Source organism: Crossiella sp. NPDC003009 (assembly GCF_053591555.1).
Genome location: NZ_JBSFUA010000019.1, coordinates 1 through 13,912, shown reverse-complemented (window position 1 = coordinate 13,912; position 13,912 = coordinate 1). Strand labels below are relative to the sequence as shown.

14 protein-coding genes, 1 tRNA gene and 1 rRNA gene are annotated in these 13,912 nt (G+C 70.3%); 8 read left to right on the top strand and 8 right to left on the bottom strand.

All coding sequences use genetic code 11. The annotated features are described in order from the left end of the window. Positions 1–14 precede the first annotated feature (14 nt). Positions 15–1,271: a sensor histidine kinase gene (locus ACWDY5_RS20860; protein ID WP_252485667.1), complete on the bottom strand. Its 1,257-nt coding sequence runs from the start codon at positions 1,269–1,271 to the stop codon at positions 15–17. Positions 1,272–1,398: 127 nt separating this feature from the next. Here ACWDY5_RS20860 and ACWDY5_RS20855 point away from each other — a divergent pair, with 127 nt between their 5' ends. The 3 genes from ACWDY5_RS20855 to ACWDY5_RS20845 are packed head-to-tail and all read left to right on the top strand — an operon-like array spanning position 1,399 to position 4,149. Then, positions 1,399–2,121: a (Fe-S)-binding protein gene (locus ACWDY5_RS20855; protein ID WP_449723841.1), complete on the top strand. Its 723-nt coding sequence runs from the start codon at positions 1,399–1,401 to the stop codon at positions 2,119–2,121. Next, positions 2,100–3,539 (top strand): LutB/LldF family L-lactate oxidation iron-sulfur protein, encoded by a 1,440-nt coding sequence (locus tag ACWDY5_RS20850; RefSeq protein ID WP_449723840.1) that lies wholly within the window; start codon positions 2,100–2,102, stop codon positions 3,537–3,539. The genes ACWDY5_RS20855 and ACWDY5_RS20850 overlap by 22 nt, the downstream gene beginning before the upstream one ends. Before the next feature lie 13 nt (positions 3,540–3,552). Then, positions 3,553–4,149 carry a LutC/YkgG family protein gene (locus tag ACWDY5_RS20845; protein ID WP_449723937.1) on the top strand — a complete coding sequence of 199 codons (597 nt, stop codon included), beginning with the start codon at positions 3,553–3,555 and terminating at the stop codon, positions 4,147–4,149. A gap of 1 nt (position 4,150) precedes the next feature. Here the strand turns inward: ACWDY5_RS20845 and ACWDY5_RS20840 are convergent, their stop codons facing one another. Then, positions 4,151–5,014, bottom strand: a complete 864-nt coding sequence (locus ACWDY5_RS20840; RefSeq protein WP_449723839.1) for an Fpg/Nei family DNA glycosylase — start codon at positions 5,012–5,014, stop codon at positions 4,151–4,153. A gap of 14 nt (positions 5,015–5,028) precedes the next feature. Then, positions 5,029–5,466: a DUF983 domain-containing protein gene (locus ACWDY5_RS20835; RefSeq protein ID WP_252485670.1), complete on the bottom strand. Its 438-nt coding sequence runs from the start codon at positions 5,464–5,466 to the stop codon at positions 5,029–5,031. A gap of 310 nt (positions 5,467–5,776) precedes the next feature. Here ACWDY5_RS20835 and ACWDY5_RS20830 point away from each other — a divergent pair. Continuing rightward, positions 5,777–5,849: transfer RNA gene (locus ACWDY5_RS20830), tRNA-Gly, on the top strand. A 49-nt stretch (positions 5,850–5,898) separates the two neighbouring features. Here the strand turns inward: ACWDY5_RS20830 and ACWDY5_RS20825 are convergent. Then, complete coding sequence (locus tag ACWDY5_RS20825) at positions 5,899–6,312, bottom strand: hypothetical protein (RefSeq protein WP_449723838.1); 414 nt, start codon at positions 6,310–6,312, stop codon at positions 5,899–5,901. Between the two features lie 140 nt (positions 6,313–6,452). On the opposite strand from ACWDY5_RS20825, the gene ACWDY5_RS20820 reads away from it, so the two are divergent. Next, positions 6,453–6,791 carry an MmcQ/YjbR family DNA-binding protein gene (locus ACWDY5_RS20820; RefSeq protein ID WP_449723837.1) on the top strand — a complete coding sequence of 113 codons (339 nt, stop codon included), beginning with the start codon at positions 6,453–6,455 and terminating at the stop codon, positions 6,789–6,791. On the opposite strand, the gene ACWDY5_RS20815 is transcribed toward ACWDY5_RS20820, so the two are convergent. Together ACWDY5_RS20815 and ACWDY5_RS20810 are read right to left on the bottom strand one after the other, a co-directional pair. Continuing rightward, positions 6,788–8,284, bottom strand: a complete 1,497-nt coding sequence (locus ACWDY5_RS20815; protein ID WP_449723836.1) for a chitinase — start codon at positions 8,282–8,284, stop codon at positions 6,788–6,790. The genes ACWDY5_RS20820 and ACWDY5_RS20815 overlap by 4 nt on opposite strands. A 139-nt stretch (positions 8,285–8,423) precedes the next feature. After that, entirely contained in the window at positions 8,424–8,954 is a 531-nt protein-coding gene (locus ACWDY5_RS20810) for a DUF1990 family protein (protein ID WP_449723835.1), read from the bottom strand. Between the two features lie 69 nt (positions 8,955–9,023). On the opposite strand from ACWDY5_RS20810, the gene ACWDY5_RS20805 reads away from it, so the two are divergent. Beyond that, entirely contained in the window at positions 9,024–9,695 is a 672-nt protein-coding gene (locus tag ACWDY5_RS20805) for an alpha/beta hydrolase (RefSeq protein WP_449723936.1), read from the top strand. Here ACWDY5_RS20805 and ACWDY5_RS20800 read toward each other — a convergent pair. Further along, positions 9,682–10,365, bottom strand: coding sequence for a MerR family transcriptional regulator (locus ACWDY5_RS20800; protein ID WP_449723834.1), 684 nt, complete (start codon positions 10,363–10,365; stop codon positions 9,682–9,684). The two genes, ACWDY5_RS20805 and ACWDY5_RS20800, sit on opposite strands and share 14 nt — an antisense overlap. 154 nt (positions 10,366–10,519) lie before the next feature. Between ACWDY5_RS20800 and ACWDY5_RS20795 the strand changes: the two genes are divergently transcribed. Continuing rightward, entirely contained in the window at positions 10,520–11,470 is a 951-nt protein-coding gene (locus tag ACWDY5_RS20795; RefSeq protein WP_449723833.1) for an ABC transporter ATP-binding protein, read from the top strand. Beyond that, positions 11,467–12,306 (top strand): ABC transporter permease, encoded by an 840-nt coding sequence (locus tag ACWDY5_RS20790; protein WP_449723832.1) that lies wholly within the window; start codon positions 11,467–11,469, stop codon positions 12,304–12,306. Before ACWDY5_RS20795 ends, ACWDY5_RS20790 begins: the two co-directional genes overlap by 4 nt. A gap of 1,359 nt (positions 12,307–13,665) precedes the next feature. Here the strand turns inward: ACWDY5_RS20790 and rrf are convergent. Beyond that, positions 13,666–13,782, bottom strand: a 5S ribosomal RNA gene (rrf, locus tag ACWDY5_RS20785). Positions 13,783–13,912: the final 130 nt, after the last annotated feature.

Genomic DNA, 13,912 nt, shown 5'->3' with positions numbered 1-13,912 from the left:
GCGCCGCTGCCCGCTCAGCCGGTGGGCTGGTGCGCTTCCTCCTGCTTGCGCCCCACCGCATCCGGCCAGGTCGGCGGCGGCGCGTGCACGCCAGCGGTGAACTTCGGGACCCGCATGCTGATCTTCGTGCCCGCGCCCAGGTTGGTCTCCACCACCAGGCCGTAGTCGTTGCCGAAGAAGGAGCGCAGCCGGTGGTCGATGTTGTTGATGCCCACGTGCGCGCCGGTGAAGTGCGAGTTCAGGTCCTGGGACAGCCGCTCGGGGTCCATGCCGACCCCGTCGTCCTCCACGCTGATGGTGGCCTCGGCCCCGTTGTCCGCGGCCACCACGGTGACCGTGCCGCCGCCCGGCTTGTTCGCCAGGCCGTGCCGGACCGCGTTCTCCACCAGCGGTTGCAGGGTCAGGAACGGCACCGCGACGGAGAGCACCTCGGGCGCGATGCGCACCTGCGCGTTGAGCGCGTCGCCGTAGCGGGCCCGCTCCAGGGTCAGGTAGCGCTCGACGTTGTGCAGCTCCTCGCCGAGGGTGGTGAACTCCCCGGCCGTGCGGAAGGAGTAGCGGGTGAAGTCGGCGAAGTCGAGCAGCAGGTCCCGCGCCTGTTCCTGGTCGGTGCGGACCAGCGAGGAGATCGTGGTCAGCGCGTTGTACAGGAAGTGCGGGGAGATCTGCGCACGCAGGGCGCGGACCTCGGCGATGGCCAGCCGGGAGCGGGACTCCTCCAGCTCGGCCAGCTCCAGGTGCGTGGTGATGTAGCGCGAACCCACCTCGGCCGCCCGCGACAGCCTGCGGCCGCCGACCGCGGAGGCCACCAGCAGCGAGCCGACCATGATCCCGTCGACTTCCAGCGGGGCCACGATCGCGTGCCGCAGCGCGCACTTGTTGACGTCGCAGTCCATCATCCCGTGACTGGTGGTCTCGGTGGTGCGATGGATGATCGCCTTCTCCACGGTGGGGCGGAGGTCCTCGTAGTGGTAGTTCGCCTCACCGGCCCAGGACAGCACCTCGCCGTCCCCGTCGGTGAGCGCGACCGCCACACAGCCGAGCATCTCCTTCAGGTGCGGGGTCAGCTCATCAGCCGACCGCACCGACAGGCCTTCGCGCAGCGTCGGGGCAGCATCGGTCACCCGGTGCAGGGCGGTCAGCGTCGCGTCCTCCATCGAGGTGCTGACCCGCCGTGCCCGGCACAGCAGGACAAAGGCGGCGAGAACGGCGATACCCGCCAGGACCGCCATGGCCGATCGCTCAGTGAGCAGTTCACCCACGGCGTCCATGCTGGGACCCACACGCTGAATCTGCAACCATCCTGTCTCTCGGAGATGGCACCAAAAGGATGAACCGTAGACATCGGAGGTTTTCCGGGGCAGGGTGTCCGCTGTGCGCACAGCAGGTGGAGAGGCCATGCGGGTCGGGTTGTTCGCGACCTGCCTGACCGACACGTTCTTCCCGGAGACCGCCAAGGCGACCGTGCGGCTGCTGGAGAGACTGGGCTGCCGGGTGGAGTTCCCGCTGGCGCAGACCTGCTGCGGCCAGATGCACTTCAACACCGGCTACGCCAAGCAGGCCCGGCCGATGGCGGTCGGCTACGCCGAGGTCTTCGGCGACTACGACGCGGTGGTCGCTCCCTCCGGCTCCTGCACCGGCATGGTCCGCGACATCCATCCCGGCCTGACCGAGTCCCCGGTCTCCGCGCGCACCTACGAGCTCTCCGAGTTCCTGGTCGACGTGCTCGGCGTGACCGAGGTGGGCGCGTACTTCCCGCACCGGGTCACCTACCACCCGACCTGCCACTCGCTGCGGATGCTCGGCGTCGGCGAGAAACCGCTGCGGCTGCTGCGCGCGGTGCGCGGGCTGGACCTGGTCGAGCTGCCGGAGGCCAGCTCCTGCTGCGGGTTCGGCGGCACCTTCGCGGTGAAGAACGCCGAGACCTCCACCGCGATGCTGGCGGACAAGATGCACCACGTCATCGGCACCTCGGCCGAGGTGCTGTGCGCGGGCGACAACTCCTGCCTGATGCACATCGGCGGCGGGTTGTCCCGGCTGCGCAGCGGGGTGCGCCCGATGCACCTTGCGGAGATCCTGGCGAGCACGGAGGAGGAACCATGGTCGTCCGCAACCCGGTGACCTGGCTGGGCACCCCGGCCTTCCCCAAGGCGGCCAAAGCGGCGCTCGGCAACACCCAGCTGCGCCGCAACCTGCGCAACGCCACCAGCACCATCCGCGGCAAGCGGGCCGCCGCGGTGGCCGAGCTGCCGGACTGGGAGCAGCTGCGCGCCGCGGGCGCCGCGATCAAGGACGAGGTGCTGGCCAACCTGGACACCTACCTGGTCCAGCTGGAGGCGGCGGTCACCGCCCGCGGCGGCACCGTGCACTGGGCCAGGGACGCCGCCGAGGCCAACGCGATCGCGCTGCGGCTGATCCGCGCCACCGGTGAGACCGAGGTGGTCAAGGTGAAGTCCATGGCCACCGCGGAGATCGGCCTGAACGAGGCGCTGGCCGAGGGCGGGGTCACCGCGATCGAGACCGACCTGGCCGAGCTCATCGTGCAGCTCGGCGAGGACCGGCCCTCGCACATCCTGGTGCCCGCGATCCACCGCAACCGCGCGGAGATCAAGGAGATCTTCCAGCGCGCGATGCCGGACGTGCCAGCCGACCTGACCAGTGAGCCGCGCGCGCTGGCCGAGGCGGCCCGGCGGCACCTGCGGCGGAAGTTCCTCTCCGCCAAGGTGGCGATCTCCGGCGCCAACTTCGGCGTGGCCGAGACCGGGTCGATCGTGGTGGTGGAGTCCGAGGGCAACGGCCGGATGTGCCTGACCCTGCCGGAGACCCTGATCACCGTGATGGGCATCGAGAAGCTGGTGCCCAGCTGGCCGGACCTGGAGGTCTTCCTCCAGCTGCTGCCGCGCTCCTCTACCGCGGAGCGGATGAACCCCTACACCTCGGTGTGGACCGGCGTGACCCCCGGCGACGGGCCGCAGGCGTTCCACCTGATCCTGCTGGACAACGGCCGCACCGCGACCCTGGCCGACGAGGTGGGCCGCCAGTCGCTGCGCTGCATCCGCTGCTCGGCCTGCCTGAACGTGTGCCCGGTGTACGAGCGCACCGGCGGCGAGGCCTACGGCTCGGTCTACCCCGGCCCGATCGGCGCGATCCTGACCCCGCAGCTGGTCAACAACCCGGCGGACAAGCAGGCCGCCTCGCTGCCGTTCGCCTCCTCGCTGTGCGGGGCCTGCTACGAGGTCTGCCCGGTGTCGATCAACATCCCGGAGGTGCTCACCCACCTGCGGGCCCGGGTGGTCGAGGACAAGGGCAAGCTGGCCCCCGAGGCGCTGGCCATGCGCGCGCTGGCCTGGGTGATGGCCGACGCCAAACGCTTCGAGCGGGCGCAGCGGGCGGGCACGCTGGCCCGGTTCCTCGGCCGCGACGGCCGGATCACCCGGCTGCCCTGGCCGGGCTCGAAGTGGACCGAGGTCCGCGACGTGCCGGTGCCGCCTGCCGAGTCGTTCCGCAGCTGGTGGAGGAGGAACCGCGGTGAGCAGTGAGGCCCGCGCGGTGATGCTGACCCGCATCCGCACCGCGCTCAGTGGCAGGCCCAGCCCGGCGCCGGTGCCGCGCGACTACGACCGCGCCAGGGACCTCGGTGACGTGGTGGAGGTGCTGGCCGAGCGGGTCGCGGACTACCGGGCCGTGGTGCACCGGGTGACCGAGGACCGGCTGGGCGTGTGGATCGACGCGCTGCTGGACGCCCGCGGCGCGCAGCGGATCGCGGTGCCCGCCGACGTGCCCGCGGACTGGCTCAACGAGGACCTGACCTGGCTGGTGGACCACCCGCCGCTGTCCATCGAGACCCTGGACGGCTGCGACGGCGTGCTCACCGGCTGCGCGGTGGCCATCGCGGAGACCGGCACCATCGTGCTGGACGCCGGCGTGGCCCAGGGCAGGCGGGCGCTGACCCTGCTGCCGGACTACCACCTGTGCGTGGTGCGGGCCGACCAGGTCGCGGCCACCGTGCCGGAGGCGCTGGCCAGGCTGGACCCGGTGCGCCCGCTGACCTTCATCAGCGGCCCGTCCGCGACCAGCGACATCGAGCTGGACCGGGTGGAGGGCGTGCACGGCCCGCGCACCCTGGAGGTCCTGATCGTCTCGGGCTGAGCTACTTCAGCAGCCGGGACATCCGCCGGTCGGCCAGCGGCTTGCCGCCGGTCTGGCAGGTCGGGCAGTACTGCATGGACTTGTCCGCGAAGGACACCTCGCGCACGGTGTCCCCGCACACCGGGCAGGGCAGTCCGGTGCGCGCGTGCACCCGCAGCCCGGCCCGCTTCTCGCCCTTGAGCCGGGCCGCGGCCTGGCCGACCGAGCGCTGCACCGCCTCGGTGAGGATCTCCCGCATCGCGGCGAACAGCCGGTCCACCGCCTCCTCATCGAGCCGCCCGGTGGTGGCGTACGGGGAGAGCCTGGCCGCGTGCAGCACCTCGTCGGAGTAGGCGTTGCCGATTCCGGCGAGCACGGTCTGGTCGGTCAGCGTGGTCTTGATCCGCTCGCCCCGCCCGGCCAGCAGCTCGGCCAGTTCGGGACGGCTCAGCGCGAGCGCGTCCGGCCCGAGCCTGGCGATGCCGGGCACCTGCGCGGGATCGGCCACCACGTAGACGGCGAGCCGCTTCTGCGTGCCCGCCTCGGTGAGGTCGAAACCGGGGGACTTGCCCGGCGGCCCCAGGTGCACCCGCAGCGCGAGCGGCCCCTTGCCCGGCCTGGGCGGGATGGCGCTGAGCTCATCGGACCAGCGCAGCCAGCCCGCCCTGGACAGGTGGGTGACCAGGTGCAGGTCACCGCAGTCGAGGGAGAGAAACTTGCCGAAGCGGGACGCGCCGGTCACCGCCCGGCCGTAGAGGTCGGTCGGCTGCGGCGCGACCGTCTTCAGCACGGTCATCGAGGCCAGGTCGATCCTGGTCACCGTGCGTCCGACGGCGTGCTCACGCAGGTGGTGGGCCAGCGCCTCCACCTCGGGCAGTTCGGGCACCCGGCCAGACTACGTCAGTCCACCGGCTGCAGCGGGCCGTCGAAGGCAGGCGAGGAGTAGACCTCGATGTCCCTGGCCACCTTGATCGCCTCCTGGCGCATGCTCAGGTAGCCGCGCACGTTGCCGACCCAGCGCTCCGGCCCGGCGTCGTCCAGCTCACCGGGGGTCTCCGCGACCACCGTCCACGGCCGGCGCACCACCCAGCGCAGCGGGAAGAACAGGAAGACCAGCGCGAGGGCCAGGATCAGCCAGGGCGGAATGATCACCGCGGCCGGGGTCCAGATGATCAATACCGCGGTGAGCACCACCATCAGCGTGGCCATCAGCACCGCGGCGCCGTGGCCACCGCTCACGTCGTGCTCGAACTCGTCCATGCCCGCCGGGCTGGACCACTCGACGTTGGTGCGCACGGTCCACTTCCGGCCGTCCGCACCCCGTACCAACCGCGTCATCCGTTCCTCCTCAGCCGCGGGCGTCGGTCACACGGACGCCACGACCGCTCACTGAGCGTGGGTCCACGGTACCGGTTCGACGATGGGCCTCGAGGGTGAAAATCAATGTCTGGAAGCTACCGCTCGGTCGCACCCGACCCCTGGCTGTCACCCTGGAGATTCTGCCGGGTCATGATCGTTGTGGTCCACCCGGGTGAGACCCAGCGCAGCCAGTGACCAGCCTGTTCACCAGACCGACCCCCCTGCGAAACCCGCTTGGCCGTCCATGTAATGTTCTTCCCAGCGATCGGGACCATGGTCCGGAGAGCGTGCGGATGTAGCGCAGTTGGTAGCGCATCACCTTGCCAAGGTGAGGGTCGCGAGTTCGAGTCTCGTCATCCGCTCAGCAATCGAAGGCGAGTGCTCGTGGAGCACTCGCCTTTTGCTTCGCCATCACACTGGGGGCGGAGCCCCCAGGCCCCACTCGGGGGCTGGCCCCCGAACCCCCACAGGCTCCGCGTGCCTTGCCGCGTGTCTTGTCGCGTGTGCTTTTCGGGCTTGGCGGGCTAGGTGTGCGGCCAGGTCCGGCTTCGGGTCTTCGCTCAGGTGCACCACGTGGGCGAAGCGGAACCTGGTCAGCGCGGCAGGCACGTGGGCCGCGGCGTCGCCGTGGACGACCAGGACCGGTGTGGTGCGGGAGCGCTGGGCGGCCCAGGCGATCCGGTCCGCGCAGAGCTGGGGCTGGTCGCGGTCGGCGGCCAGGTCGACCAGCAGGCAGACATCGCCCCGGCCCTCCAGGGCCGCCACCAGCTCGGACCAGTCGCCCGGCTTGGATCCGGTGTCCGGGACCAGCACGAACGTCGCCATGCGTCATCACTCCAGTCGGCTGTGCGCGGTGACGGGGCGATACTCATTTCAACCAGATCAGGCCCATCCTCGGCCACCGCCGGATGGCGTGCAGGGCGGTGACTCCGGACACTGTCGGTGCGGCGGGTTAGGTTCGGCGCATGGTCACACCGGAGGAGCTGCACGCCCTGGCACTGGCGCTGCCCGAGGCGCACGAGCGACCGGCCTGGGGGCGCGCCTGTTTCCGGGTGAAGGACAAGATCTTCGCCTCCATGTCGCCCGATGGGGTGGAAGTGGCGGTCAAGGTGGCCGAGGACGAGCGGCACGCCTTGGTGGCCGGGGATCCGGACACCTTCAGCGTGCCGCCGCACTACCGGAACTGGAGCATGGTGGTGATCCAGTTGGCCACCGTCGAGCCCGATGAGCTGCGCGAACTGCTCACCGAGGCCTGGCGGACGACCGCGCCCAAGCGCCTGCTGGCCGCCTTCGACGCGGGCTAGCGGTCCAGATAGGCCCGGTGGTTCTTGCTGAACTCGGCGTTGTTGAACCGGTCCCAGTTGATCGACCAGGTCATCAGGCCGCGCAAGCTGGGGTACTTCGCCCTGGGTTTGTAGGACTCGCAGCCGGCGCCCTTCATCAGGCAGTCCAGCACCTTGTGCACCGCGGCCACCGAGGTGTGCCCGTTGCCCGCGTTGGGGCTGGCCGGCAGGCCGAGCGCGACCTGGTCCTGGCGCAGGGCGGGGAAGTAGTTGTTCGGATCGCCCTTGACCGGGAAGCCGCCGAGCACCATGTCGCCCATGGCCACGTGGAAGTCCACGCTGGGCATCTGCTTCCACTGGTTGTCCAGGCCCATGATCGGCCCGGAGTTGTACTGCTGGACGTGCAGCAGGGTGAGGTCGTTCCGCATCGCGTAGATCACCGGCAGGTAGGAGCCCGCCCGGTTGTCCGCGCCGCCGCTGCCGCCGTAGAACTGGTAGCCGAGCTGCACGAAGAAGGTCTCCGGCGCCATGGTCAGCTGGAAACCGCTGCCGTACTTGGCTTTCAGCGTCTTCAGCGCGGAGATCAGGTTGACCACCACCGAGGTCTTCGGCGCCTTGAAGTCGGTGTCACCGGAGTCCAGGTAGAGCGAGTGGCCCTCGAAGTCGATATCCAGGCCGTTGAGGCCGTACCGGTCGATGATCGCGCTGACCGAGCTGACGAAGGCATCCCGCGCCGCGGTGGTGGTCAGCTGGACCTGGCCGTTCTGGCCGCCGATGGAGATCAGCACCTTCTTGCCCTTGGCCTGCTTGGCCTTGATCGCGGCGATGAACTCGGCCTCGGACTCCACGTTCGGGCACTCGGCCGCCGGGCAGAGCCGGAAACGCAGGTCGCCGGAGGTCACCGAGGTCGGCTCGGCGAAGGCGAGCTGGATGATGTCCCACTCGTCGGGCACGTCGGCCATCCGGATGTAGCCGGAGCCGTTGGCGAAGCTCGAGTGCAGGTAGCCGACCAGCAGCTTGTTCCCGGCGGGCGGCGGGCCGCTGGTGGTGGTCGGCGCAGTGGTCGAGGTCGACGTGGTTGTCTTGCTCGTGGTCGTGGTGGTGGTCGGGTTGGTGGACCCGCCGTCACAGGGGCTGCCGTTGATCTTGCAGTTGGCCGGGGCCGCGGTGCCGCTGACGTTGAAGCCGAAGGCCGCGCTCGCGCCCGGGGCCAGGGTGCCGTTGTACTCGCGGTTGGTGAAGACGTAGTGGCCGCCCGCGTTGGCTTGCAGGGCGTCCCAGTAGGCGCCGACCGAGGTGCCTGCCGGCAGGTCGAACTCCACCTTCCACCCGGTGACCTGGGCGCCGGTGTCATTCTTGACCGTGATCTGGCCGGTGTAGCCGCTGTCCCAGGACTGCTGTTTGACGAATGTGGCGGTGACCGAGGCCGCGTGCGCGGGCACGAACCCGGCCAGGGCGATGCCGAACACCACCGTGAGCACTGCCGCCACCCGAGCTAAGACCTTGCGTGACATCGTTTCCTCCCACCAGTTCCGGCGTGGAGCGTCGGCTGGCAGGCCGGAGCGGGTCCGGGCGGCGAAAAGACCTGAACAGGCCCACCAGGTGTCCTGGAATTGGACTAGACCATGTAGGCGGTGTCAAGGGTGTGAACGGCTAGCGCAGCGCCCCCAGGTAGGCCGCCATGGCCACCCGCTGGGCCAGCCGGCCGATCGGCCCGGCCACCCGCGCCAGCGCGCCGCCGGGCCGGGAGACCGCGGTGATGGTGAACTCGACCAGCCCGTCCGGGTCCATGACCAGCACGAAGCTCTCCTCACCGGTGACCGGGTGGCCCGGCAGCGTCCCGTAGCCGAACCCGCTGCGCCGCTGCTCGTCCACCCGCCACACCACCCGGCACGGCCCGGTCACCGCGACCGGCCCGAACCCGAGCACCGCGACCACGGTGTCCCCGACCTCCTGCCCGGCCCGCTCCGGGTAGATCCCGCGCCCGAACCCGCGGTGCGTCGCCCACTCCCGCAACGCCCGCTTCGCCCGCGCGAACTCCGCCTCCCCGCGCCCCAGCGCCAGGCTCCGGCTGACCCGCCGGTACCCGGGCGGACAGGCCGCCGCCCTGGTCACGCCGACTTCGGCGTAGGTCACCTCGGCGGTCTTCGCCCGGTCGTGGATGCGCGCCAGTCGTCCGCTCATACCCTCAAGTCTTGCGCCACCAGCGAAATCCGGCGCGGCACGGCCCCCAGGCGTGCCAGCGTGACCGGCATGCAGGTGGTCTTCGTGCACGGCGCCCTGGTCCGCGACGGCGCGTGGTGGTGGAGCCGGACGGCTCCGCTGCTGGCCGCGCACGGCCTCGCCAGCACCGCCCTCGAACTCCCGAGCTGCGCCGGACAGGGCGGCTTGCACACCGACGCCGACGCGCTGAAAGCCTTGCTGGCCAACACTTCTGACCAGGTGATCCTGGTCGGCCACTCCTATGGCGGCATGGTCGTCACCGACGCGGGCGGCGCGCCCAACGTCCGCCACCTGGTCTACGTCACCTCGTTCCTGGCCGAGACCACCCAGCCGCTGGCGAGCTTCGGCCCGGAACCCGCGCCGCACGTGCAGTTCCACCCCGACGGCACGGTCAGCCTGCGCCGCGAGGACCTCCGCCACCGCTTCGCCCAGGACTGCGACGAGCAGGCGTACCAGGGCGCCCTCGCCCGCCTGACCCGCCAGTCCCAGCTCGCCCTGACCCAGCCACCCCGCCACGCCGCCTGGCAGACCAAGCCCTCGACCTACGTCGTCTGCGCGCGGGACCGCGGCACCCTGCCGGAAGTCCAGCGCGCACAAGCGGAACTCGCGACCGAGGTGGTCGAGCTCGACAGCGACCACCACCCGTTCCTGTCCCAGCCGGCGAAGTTCGCCGAGGTGCTGCTGGACATCAGTCGCCGGTGACCGGCCCCGCACCCTCCCCCGTCACGTACCGGTGCAGGTGGCTGGCCCCGGCCAGCATCGCGGTAGCGCGCCGGGTCAACGCGGCCAGCCGGTCGGCGACCGCCGCCCGCAACGCGTCACTGCTGCCGCTCTCCCGCAGCCCGTCCAGGATCGGCCGGATGTGCGGCAGCGGGTACCGCGCCTGCCGCAGCATGCTGATCATCCGCGCGTCCCGGACATCGGCAGGCCGGTAGGTCCGGTACTTGCTGCCCGGCACCCGCTGCGGCGTGAGCAGCCCCGCCGACTCCCACACCCGCAACGCCGAGGGCCGCACGCCCAGGTGCGCCGCCACCTCGCCGATCCGCAGCTCGGTCCTGGGCAGCGCGGGCGCGGCCCGGTCCTGCCGCGCGATGAGCTCCAGCGCCTCCCCCACCGACTTCAGGTTCAACCGCTGCTCGTGCAGTGCCGCATGACTGGCGCTGACCAGGTTCAACGCCTCGGGCAGGTCGTCCTCGTGCACGGCCCGCATGATCGCCTGCGCCACCGGGGTGCCGAACCCCTTCCGCACCTCGTAGAAGGTGCCCAGCGCCCGGCGATGCCGCTCAGTGAACCACCGGTAGCCCGCGGGCGAGCGCTCCGCCCTCGGCAACACCCCGGCATCCTCGTAGTTGCGGATCTGCTGCGTCGACACCCCTGCCACCCGCGCCAGATCAACCGACCGCAACCGCCCGCCCACCACACCCACTCTGAACTCCGGACTTGAGGGTTAAAGACCCATTCTACAAATCCGCCTCCACAATTCCGGGAAAAGTCCCAAGAAGCACTTCAATGAAACACTTGAAGGTATGCATTTCCGGACCACACCACGAACCCCGGCATCGACTGAACCGGTGATCCAAGCCCGTGACCTGCGCATGAGCTACGGCCCGACCGAAGTGCTGCACGGCGTCACCCTGCACGCCCGCCGCGGCGAGGTGCTGGCCCTGCTCGGCCCCAACGGCGCGGGAAAGACGACCACGATCGAAATCCTGGAGGGTTTCCGAAAGCGTTCCAGCGGCGAAGTGCGAGTGCTGGGCGTGGACCCGATCACCGGCGACGAGTCCTGGCGCGCCCGCCTCGGCATCGTGCTGCAGTCCTGGCGCGACCACGGCCGCTGGCAGGTCCGCGAACTGCTCCGCCACCTCGGCCGCTACTACACCCCGTTCAGCACCCCGGCCCGCCGCCGCCCCTTCGACACCGACGAGCTCCTCACCCTGGTCGGCCTGACCACCCACGCCAACGCCAGGGCCGACACCCTCTCCGGCGGCCAGCGCCGCCGCCTGGACGTGGCGATCGGCCTGGTCGGCAACCCGGAGCTGCTGTTCCTGGACGAACCGACGGTCGGCTTCGACCCCCAGGCCCGCCAGGACTTCCACGACCTGATCAGCAGCCTGGCCGCCCGCGGCGACACCACCATCCTGCTCACCACCCACGACCTGGCCGAGGCCGAGAAGCTGGCCACCCGAATCCTGATCCTGGCCGGCGGCAAGGTGGTCGCCAACGGCACCGCCCAGCAGCTGGCCCACCGCATGGCAGGCCGGCCCGAGGTCCGCTTCACCCGAGCAGGCACCAGGGAGTCCCATTCGGTCCCCGACGCCACCAGCTTCGTCCGCGACCTGCTGACCAAGCCCGGCAACGAGGACATCACCGACCTGGAAGTCCGCCGGGTCTCCCTGGAAGAGGTCTACCTGTCCCTGGTCCGCGAACACGAGTCCGGCCAGCTGACCAACCTGGCCCCGCAGGAGGTGCCCGCATGACCCCGACCCTCAACGCCCTGCGCACCGGCCTGGAACGCGCCCGCATCGAGTTCCGCCACCAGGCCACCAGCGCCCAGGAAATCTGGGGCGTGCTGTTCTTCCCGGTGATCGCACTGCTGGTGATGTTCATCCTGCGCGACACCACGGTCCCCGGCACCACGTTCTCCCTCGGCACCCAGTCCCTGCCCGGCATCCTCGCCATGAACGTGATGCTCACCGGCTTCACCGGCCTGGCCATGACCCTGACCACCGACCGAGCCGACAACACCCTGCTCCGCGCCAAGGCCACCCCGCACGGAATGCTCGGCTACCTCACCGGCCGCATCCTCAGCCGAGCCGGCATGACCACCCTGGGCGCCCTGCTCCCCTTGCTCCCCGCGCCCTTCCTGTTCCCCGGCCTGACCCTCACCACCCCCACCACCTGGCTGGCCCTGATCGCCTACCTGACCCTCGCCCTCCTGGCAGTCCTCCCCCTCGGCGTCATCACCGGCTCCCTGATCACCAACCCCCAGTCCCTGAGCCTGGTAACCCTCCCGATGATGCTTCTCCTGGCCATCTCCGGAATCTTCTACCCCATCACCGCCCTCCCCGACTGGCTCCAAGCCCTAGCCCAACTCTTCCCCCTGTACTGGCTGGGCCTGGCCCTCCGCTCCGCCCTACTCCCCGAATCCCTAGCCACAGCAGAACTAACCGAATCCTGGCGCCCCCTGGAAACCACCCTCGCCCTCAGCACCTGGGCCGCCCTGGGCCTGCTCCTGGCACCGCTCATCCTCCGCCGCATGGCCCGCCGCGACTCCGGCACACCCCCAAGAAGAAGACCCACCGTCCCGGCCTGACCCCAGCGCGCCGCACCCCGACCGGGGCCGCGGCGCGCTGCCACATGCGCAGCCAACCGGGGAGCGGCCGGGGGGGGAGAGAGAGAACGAGCAAGCAGCGGAAGCGGTGGAGGGGAATTGGGCAAGCGGGACGGTGCGGAAGGTGGAGCGGCGAGGTTACGGAGAGGGCGGGAAGGCTGCGGCACAACGGAATCCGGCCCAGGTCACAACGGCAGAGAGAACTTCGCACACGAAACGCACCGACGGCCCCGAGAGAGGGGGAGGGAAGGCGGGAAGGGGAGGGGGCGGAGACAGGAAAGGAGGAGGAAGGGGAGGCGGGGAGGGGAGGGCAGGGAGGGGAGGGGAGGGGAGGCGGGAAAGGAGAGGGGGAGGCGAGGGATGAGCAGGACACCGCGGGGCGAGGCGGCGCATGGGCTGGTGCCCCGGGTGGGAACGGCCCCGCAGGCCGGGTGGGCGAGGGCATGGCTCGAGGACCGCAGCGACGCAGCGCGACGACAAAGAACGAGGCGCGGGGCTAGGTGCGAGAACGGATACGGCACGCGGCGGTTGGGGGCCGAGCCGGGCAGCAGGGGCGGGCCTGGGGCTGGGGCTGGGGGCTGGGGGCCGAAGACTGAGGCGGAAGGTCGGGGACCGAAGACCGAGGGCTGAGGGCTGAGAGCCGGAGCCGGGGGTCGAGGCCGAGGGCCGGGCCGGGCCGGAGCCGAAGGTCGGGGGTCGGGGTCGGGGTCGGGGGTCGGGGGTCGGGGGTCGGGCAAGAGTGAATGGTGGAAGAACGGCGCAGGAATGCGCTGCAGGAGAGCACAGCGGGCATGCGGGGTGAAAGGACGGGCGGAGTGAGGCAGCGGGACGAGGCGCGCCGGCGAAGCATGAGTGAGCCATCGCCGCTCTTGGGGCGACGGCGGGGAAGCGCGGAAGGCAGGTAAGACGGAGACTGATGAGCGCGGCTCACCCCGCAGGTCCGTACCCACCCGCACCGGCTTCGGATCGGCGATGTCGTGAACAACATCGCCCGTGGCAATGCTGGTCTGTGCGTATCAACATCACCAGCGGCAACCCCACCCTCCGTGGGCGATGTGGGCGATGTGGTTTGGGGGCCCCTGGGGCGGCCATTTGGGCTGGAACGGGCAGGCCTGCCCGATCGCCTTCCAGCGTATGGCCGCCCTGCCCCAAACAAAATCGACACACCGAACCCCCAGCGTCCCCCAGCCAACCGCCCCACCAGTCACGATTCCCCGCGCCTGGCAACAGCTGCCCCACCACACACCGGCCGAACAAACCCCCACCCGCACACCCACGGCCTCTTCGAACGCAAAAAAGCGTGTAGCCCGGAAACGAATCTCCGGGCTACACGCACATTTAGTTCGGCGGCGTCCTACTCTCCCACACACTCACGCATGCAGTACCATCGGCGCTGGAGGACTTAGCTTCCGGGTTCGGAATGGGACCGGGCGTTTCCCCTCCGCCATAACCACCGAAACACTATGAAAAAACCATCAACATCCAACCATCAAACAGTGGACGCCAGATTGGTTCCCTCAGAACCACACAGTGGACGCGTAGCAACTTTGTGAGCAAGCCCTCGGCCTATTAGTACCCGTCAACTCCA

Excerpts from the sequence above, each read along its gene's own strand:
- ACWDY5_RS20845 (WP_449723937.1), top strand. The coding sequence starts at position 3,553 with ATGCTGACCCGCATCCGCACCGCGCTCAGTGGCAGGCCCAGCCCGGCG.
- ACWDY5_RS20860 (WP_252485667.1), bottom strand. The coding sequence starts at position 1,271 with ATGGACGCCGTGGGTGAACTGCTCACTGAGCGATCGGCCATGGCGGTC.
- ACWDY5_RS20815 (WP_449723836.1), bottom strand. The coding sequence starts at position 8,284 with ATGTCACGCAAGGTCTTAGCTCGGGTGGCGGCAGTGCTCACGGTGGTG.
- ACWDY5_RS20795 (WP_449723833.1), top strand. The coding sequence starts at position 10,520 with ATGCATTTCCGGACCACACCACGAACCCCGGCATCGACTGAACCGGTG.
- ACWDY5_RS20790 (WP_449723832.1), top strand. The coding sequence starts at position 11,467 with ATGACCCCGACCCTCAACGCCCTGCGCACCGGCCTGGAACGCGCCCGC.
- ACWDY5_RS20805 (WP_449723936.1), top strand. The coding sequence starts at position 9,024 with ATGCAGGTGGTCTTCGTGCACGGCGCCCTGGTCCGCGACGGCGCGTGG.
- ACWDY5_RS20855 (WP_449723841.1), top strand. The coding sequence starts at position 1,399 with ATGCGGGTCGGGTTGTTCGCGACCTGCCTGACCGACACGTTCTTCCCG.
- ACWDY5_RS20810 (WP_449723835.1), bottom strand. The coding sequence starts at position 8,954 with ATGAGCGGACGACTGGCGCGCATCCACGACCGGGCGAAGACCGCCGAG.
- ACWDY5_RS20850 (WP_449723840.1), top strand. The coding sequence starts at position 2,100 with ATGGTCGTCCGCAACCCGGTGACCTGGCTGGGCACCCCGGCCTTCCCC.
- ACWDY5_RS20835 (WP_252485670.1), bottom strand. The coding sequence starts at position 5,466 with ATGACGCGGTTGGTACGGGGTGCGGACGGCCGGAAGTGGACCGTGCGC.
- ACWDY5_RS20825 (WP_449723838.1), bottom strand. The coding sequence starts at position 6,312 with ATGGCGACGTTCGTGCTGGTCCCGGACACCGGATCCAAGCCGGGCGAC.
- ACWDY5_RS20820 (WP_449723837.1), top strand. The coding sequence starts at position 6,453 with ATGGTCACACCGGAGGAGCTGCACGCCCTGGCACTGGCGCTGCCCGAG.